We start from the raw sequence: 5,473 nt of genomic DNA, 5'->3' as shown, positions 1-5,473 counted from the left end.
AAAAAGTAAACAATTTAGGATATAAAACAGCTAAAAGACGCATCGCTATGGAACTTCGGGATATGATTACCGCAATTTTAATAATATTTGCGGGGGGTGATCCTGCAAAAGTCTTCAAAACTTAAAACATAAAAATGGTCGGAAATTTCTTCCGACCATGACTAGGAAATTTCCCCGCTTTTTATTTTCTTTAAGTTGATCTTTTATAAAAGCCAAAGATTACTTGGTTCAAACCTAACAGGTTTTGAAAACCTGTTAGGTTTATTGTTTGTAAAAGTAATTTGCAATTAAAGAGTTTCCTCCTTTCTGATGGTTATTCTAAAGGTACTACCCTTACCTACCTCAGTCTGAGAAATTTTAATATCTCCGTTATGGTATTCATGAATTACCCTTCTTGCTAACGACAATCCTAGTCCCCATCCTCTCTTTTTGGTAGAATATCCCGGGTTAAAAGCACTTCTAGCCTGCTGTTTGGTCATTCCGCTTCCGTTGTCTTTTACTTCGATGAGAATATTTTTGTTTCTTTCAAAAACAGACATGGTAATAGCCCCTTCACCTTTCATCGCATCTACAGCATTTTTCACCAGATTTTCAATTACCCAGCTCATCAGAATTTTATTATGAGGAACTAAAACGGTATAATTAGGAAGATTCAAAGTAAAATTGATTTTTCTCGAAATTCTGGTTTTTAAATAATCATAATTCTCCTGAATGGTTTCATTGAGATTTCTGTCATTCAGCTCAGGAATGGAACCTATTTTAGAGAATCTTTCAGAAATTGTTCTCAATCTTTCAATATCTTTTTCTATCTCATGAACGCCTTCTGATTCAGGATTATCAAGCTTCATGATTTCCATCCAGCCAATCATTGAAGATAAAGGAGTTCCAATCTGGTGAGCCGTTTCTTTAGCCAGACCTGCCCAAAGATACCCTTCGTCCGTCTTTTTGATTGTTCTGAAAAACCAGAAAGAGAAACCAAAATACAGCAAAATAAATAACCCTAAAATGTAAGGCGAATACCGAAGATTGTTCAACATACGTGAGTTGTCGTAGTACACAAACTGATTATTTCCATCCGGCACTTTGATCTCAATAGGATCATAATTTTTCTCCATATTTCGGATCAGATCCTGAAGTTTTTCGGGATCCTTAATGGTACTTTCAGGGATATTTCTGTAATACCCGAGATCAAGAATCGGATTTTTAAATTTATCTGTTACTATGAACGGGATAGTATTGTTGATATTGAGGATATCCGGCAAAAGATCCAGAACATCCGTATCAGGGGTTTTCACTTCCTGCTGTATTCTTATCGCTTTGGAAAGAAGGCTGATCCTTTTAATCTCCTCTTTTCTGAGAAAATTAATAAGGGATGTTGAAGCCACTACAATGGCAATCACCAAAGTAGTCATCACCACAAAAATGATCCAGTTGTTCAGCCTTGATAGTATGGATTTTCTCAAAGTTATTTTATTTTAAAACGTTCAGAATTTTCTGCAGCTCTGTATTTCCACTTCCCTGATAGTTGTTGATAATAATCGAAAATACATATTTTTCCCATCTTTTGCAGTGTGGTATCCGGCAAAAGATTTGGTATCTCTCATTGTTCCGCTTTTCATCTTCATTCCATTATCCTGAACCGGGAAACCGTCATAATAAGCATCAAACCACGATTGTTTCTTTGCATATAACAGTGCTTGTACTTCTGCCTTCGCCGCTACATAATTCTGTGGTGAAAGCCCGCTTCCGTCAGCAAAATTGATCATATTAGGATTGATTCCTTTTGATTTCCAGAATTCTTTCAGGTAGGAAACCCCACTTTTGAAACTAGGATTTCCTTTTTTCTCTTTTCCTAAGGTTTTAATTAAGGTCTCCCCGTACAAATTGACACTTTTTTTCAGAAACCAGTATACAATTTTATCCAGAGTGGGTGACTGATAAGTGAGAAGAATATTATTTTTAGGTGCTTCCAACGCTTGCTTTCCTTCTAGTTCAAGCTGCGAATTTGTTACTGCTTTTCCTGAAAGTTCAATTCCTGATTCTTTCAGCCACTGCTTTACCTCTGCCGCCAGCTGTAGTGGTGGATTAGGAGTAGATCCTGAAACCGTTACTGTTTTTCCTGCCGGAAGCATTCCGTTAATCAGCGCTACATCAGAATGAGGAGCCGTGAAAATAAGGCTTTGGTCAGAACTCCCCCCTGTTTTCAGTTCATTCAGCCATTTTACGCCTTCCAATGGATAAGAAAAGTTTTTAAAATCGGTTCCGTTGATATTGATGTCAAATTGATTTTCTTTCCAGTTAATTCCCCAAACTCCGGCACCGTAGTAATTTCCAAGGTCATCCCACGGCCATCCTCCAGGAATTGTTTGATGATCAAAATAAGAATCATCAATGACCAGATCACCTGATATCTTTGTTATTCCTGAATTTTTAATAGCATCAAGAAGTTTCTTTTTAAAATTTTCAGGCTTATAGGCATCATATCTCCAGCTTCCCAAGGTAGGATCACCATTGGAACTGATGAAAAGATTTCCGTTCAGTGTACCTCCGGATATCTTCCCGGAATAACTTGAAGTGGTTGTAAAAGTATAATTCTTTCCTAAAGTTTCCAGTGCAGCCCCCGCAGTAAAAATCTTCTGTGTAGAAGCTGTAGAAAGTCCCTTATTCCCTTGATATTCGTATATAAAGTTGCCGTTTTCATCTGAAACATAAAATGATAAACTGGAAGAAACCGCTCCTGAAGAATCCATAAGATCCTTGGTTGCTTTATCTAGTTTTTGAGCCATATTCTGCGCAGCTACCACCTGTACAGAAAGCGTGAGAACAGCAAGTGTTTTTTTCATTGCATTGTTGTTTGAAACTAAATTCATAGATTTCAAATACTGCCGGACAATATCTGAATCTTTTCATTTATTTAAATTCTAATCAAATATAGTTAAAATAAAAGCTTTTCATACTCCCTGAGATCATCGGGACTGAAAAGAATCTGATGATCAGGAACCTTTTCAAATGATCGGTCAGCAATAAAATATTTTTCATAATCATCTTCATCCAAAAAATATCCATCTGGCACTCTTTGATGTAATTTGATTTTTCTCCGTAATCTTCAATAAGGTAGGCTGAATTATTCCAGGGTTCCTGATGACAACGTAAGCAGTTTCTCTGATACACTGCTTTATGACCACAGATCTCACAGTCATTCAGGCTTTGAAATACCATAGAAATATCCTTTTGTCTGTCTTTTGGAAACAATGATAATGGAATTGTTTTTAAAAGCAGATAATAGTTAGGCTCCTGCCATGAAAAATACCTCTTCTCTTCCCAATCATTCTGTCCCGTGTAAAGAGATAACGTCTGAAGATCATATTCTACTTCAGCTTTCACTACATTTTTAATATTCAGAACTGTCTTGTTATTAAGTTTGACGTTCTGTTCATCATCAATTTCGATAACGGGCTGCTGTTCTAGAAAATGGTTCAGGCATAATGTTGTCTGCCATGAGCCTATGGTTCTCATTTTGCCTTCACTACCACAAATTTCACAAGTCTTCACAGATAATTGTGAATATTTGTCTTTGATATTTTTGAGCCTGATATTGAGTGTTTCATCTTCAGAATACGTGTAGCATCTCAATTCACCAAACTTTTCTTTCCCAAAAACCTGGTGTTCCAGATTCCAGCCTGCAATGGCAAATTCAAACAGTAATTTCCGGATAAGATCATTCCATCCGGTACTGTTCACTGAAAAATTGCTCAGATTACGTTCGACAAAAAGATTTATTTCTTCTCTGTTCATTAAAGCTTGCTTCCTGCTTCTATTTCGTAAGGCTCTTTCCCTTTTTCAAAAATCCTGGTCAGTTCACTTCCTTCAACGGTAATAACGTCATTAGTTCTTCTGATCCAGTTTCCTTCTCTAAGACCTACTACTTTGATATCATTTTGGGTAAGAAACTCCTGAATACGTGTTTCTCTGGTTTCACCGTTATGTTTCAAGTCCGGATTAGGATCAAGGTAATGTGGATTAATATTAAAAGGAACCAATCCCATACAATCGAAACTTGGTGGATATACAATCGGCATATCATTGGTCGTTTTCATATTCTGACCTCCGATATTGCTCCCTGCACTGCATCCAAGATAGGCTTTTCCACCTGATACATTTTCCTTTAGAACAGGCATTAATCCTTCTTCATGTAATGTTTTAACCAATAAAAAAGTATTTCCACCTCCGGTAAAGAAACCTTTTGCCTGTTGAATGGCTTCTTTTTTATCTTCAAATTCATGAAGTCCTTTTACTTTTATATTGATTGTTTCAAAGAAAGAGCGTGCTTTTGCAGTATAGTCTTCATGAGAAATCCCGCCTGGTCTTGCGAAAGGCACAAACACAATTTCGTCAATTCCTTTATATAATTGAATTAATTCTTCTCTTAAGTATTCCAGATATTCTCCACCAAAAAGGGTGGATGTTGAGGCTAATATGATATTCATACCACTAAATTATGTGTATTAATTAAAAAAGTGAATCACAAAGATAGCCTCAAAGATGAACGAATCAAAAATTAATCTAAAAAAATAGTGTTTCCCGTTAATATTTTCTAAAAAACCTTAAAGCCTCTAAAATTTGCGGTTTTATGGAATTATTCTTGAATTTTAGATTATGAATTTAAAATATAAGATTATGAAAATGAGTACAATTAATAGTAGAAACCTATTTTTAGGATTAATACTAGCAGGAAGTGTAAGTCTTGTAAATGCACAAACAACTCAGCCGGAAACATCAACTTCCACGAGTCAAACAACAAATCCAACGATTGAAGGTCTTAAAAAACAGATCGAGACCAATCCGAAAGATGTAGAATCACTGGCAAAATTGGCAAATGCCTATCAGGAAGCATCAGACTGGACTAATTCCATTGCGACATGGAAGAAAATTTCAGTTTTATTACCAGATTGGGCTCCGTCTTATTATAGTCAGGCCTATGCTTATCAATCTGCAAAAGATGATGCCAACGCAAAAATTGCTTATGAAAAGTATATTGCAACAGTAAAACCTGAAGAAGTAGAGCAAAATAAGAAGAATCTGGCATATGCTTATTTCTATCTTGCCTTTTCGGAACAGCAAAGTGATCCTAATAAAGCAAAAGAACATATCGCCAAGTCTATACAGTATGATCCTACCAACCAGGATGCTGTAAAGCTTAGTAAAACATTAAATTCTTAGTAAATAAAAAAGACCGGAAAAATTTCTAGTCATGGTCGGAAGAAATTTCCGACCATTTTTTATGTTTTAAGTTTTGAAGACTTTTGCAGGATCACCCCCCGCAAATATTATTAAAATTGCGGTAATCATATCCCGAAGTTCCATAGCGATGCGTCTTTTAGCTGTTTTATATCCTAAATTGTTTACTTTTTTGTAAATCAAGAGCAGCATAGAAGCAATCATTGTCATGTAGAGCATTACTTCAATTCCGTTT

General features: G+C 36.0%; 4 protein-coding genes and 2 pseudogenes. 1 reads left to right on the top strand and 5 read right to left on the bottom strand.

Going from position 1 to position 5,473, the window contains the following annotated elements; all coding sequences use genetic code 11:
- Positions 1–287: 287 nt before the first annotated feature.
- From BOQ62_RS12375 to pepE, 4 genes and pseudogenes are all read right to left on the bottom strand, one after another.
- Entirely contained in the window at positions 288–1,463 is a 1,176-nt protein-coding gene (locus tag BOQ62_RS12375) for a sensor histidine kinase (protein ID WP_129039893.1), read from the bottom strand.
- Between the two features lie 7 nt (positions 1,464–1,470).
- A pseudogene (dacB, locus tag BOQ62_RS12370) lies at positions 1,471–2,843 on the bottom strand (D-alanyl-D-alanine carboxypeptidase/D-alanyl-D-alanine-endopeptidase).
- 82 nt (positions 2,844–2,925) lie between these two features.
- On the bottom strand, positions 2,926–3,795 hold the full coding sequence (locus BOQ62_RS12365) for a hypothetical protein (RefSeq protein ID WP_129039892.1): 870 nt from the start codon (positions 3,793–3,795) through the stop codon (positions 2,926–2,928).
- On the bottom strand, positions 3,795–4,487 hold the full coding sequence (pepE, locus tag BOQ62_RS12360) for a dipeptidase PepE (protein ID WP_129039890.1): 693 nt from the start codon (positions 4,485–4,487) through the stop codon (positions 3,795–3,797). Before pepE ends, BOQ62_RS12365 begins: the two co-directional genes overlap by 1 nt.
- Before the next feature lie 196 nt (positions 4,488–4,683).
- On the opposite strand from pepE, the gene BOQ62_RS12355 reads away from it, so the two are divergent.
- Positions 4,684–5,220: a tetratricopeptide repeat protein gene (locus BOQ62_RS12355; protein ID WP_228414041.1), complete on the top strand. Its 537-nt coding sequence runs from the start codon at positions 4,684–4,686 to the stop codon at positions 5,218–5,220.
- 66 nt (positions 5,221–5,286) lie between these two features.
- Here BOQ62_RS12355 and BOQ62_RS22505 read toward each other — a convergent pair.
- Positions 5,287–5,473, bottom strand: a pseudogene (locus BOQ62_RS22505) (IS4/IS5 family transposase); the annotation flags it as partial.

The sequence above is a fragment of the Chryseobacterium sp. CH21 genome, assembly GCF_004119445.1.
GTDB lineage: Bacteria > Bacteroidota > Bacteroidia > Flavobacteriales > Weeksellaceae > Chryseobacterium.
The sequence above is the reverse complement of the archived record's forward strand: the minus strand, read 5'-3'. Positions and strand labels throughout refer to the sequence as shown.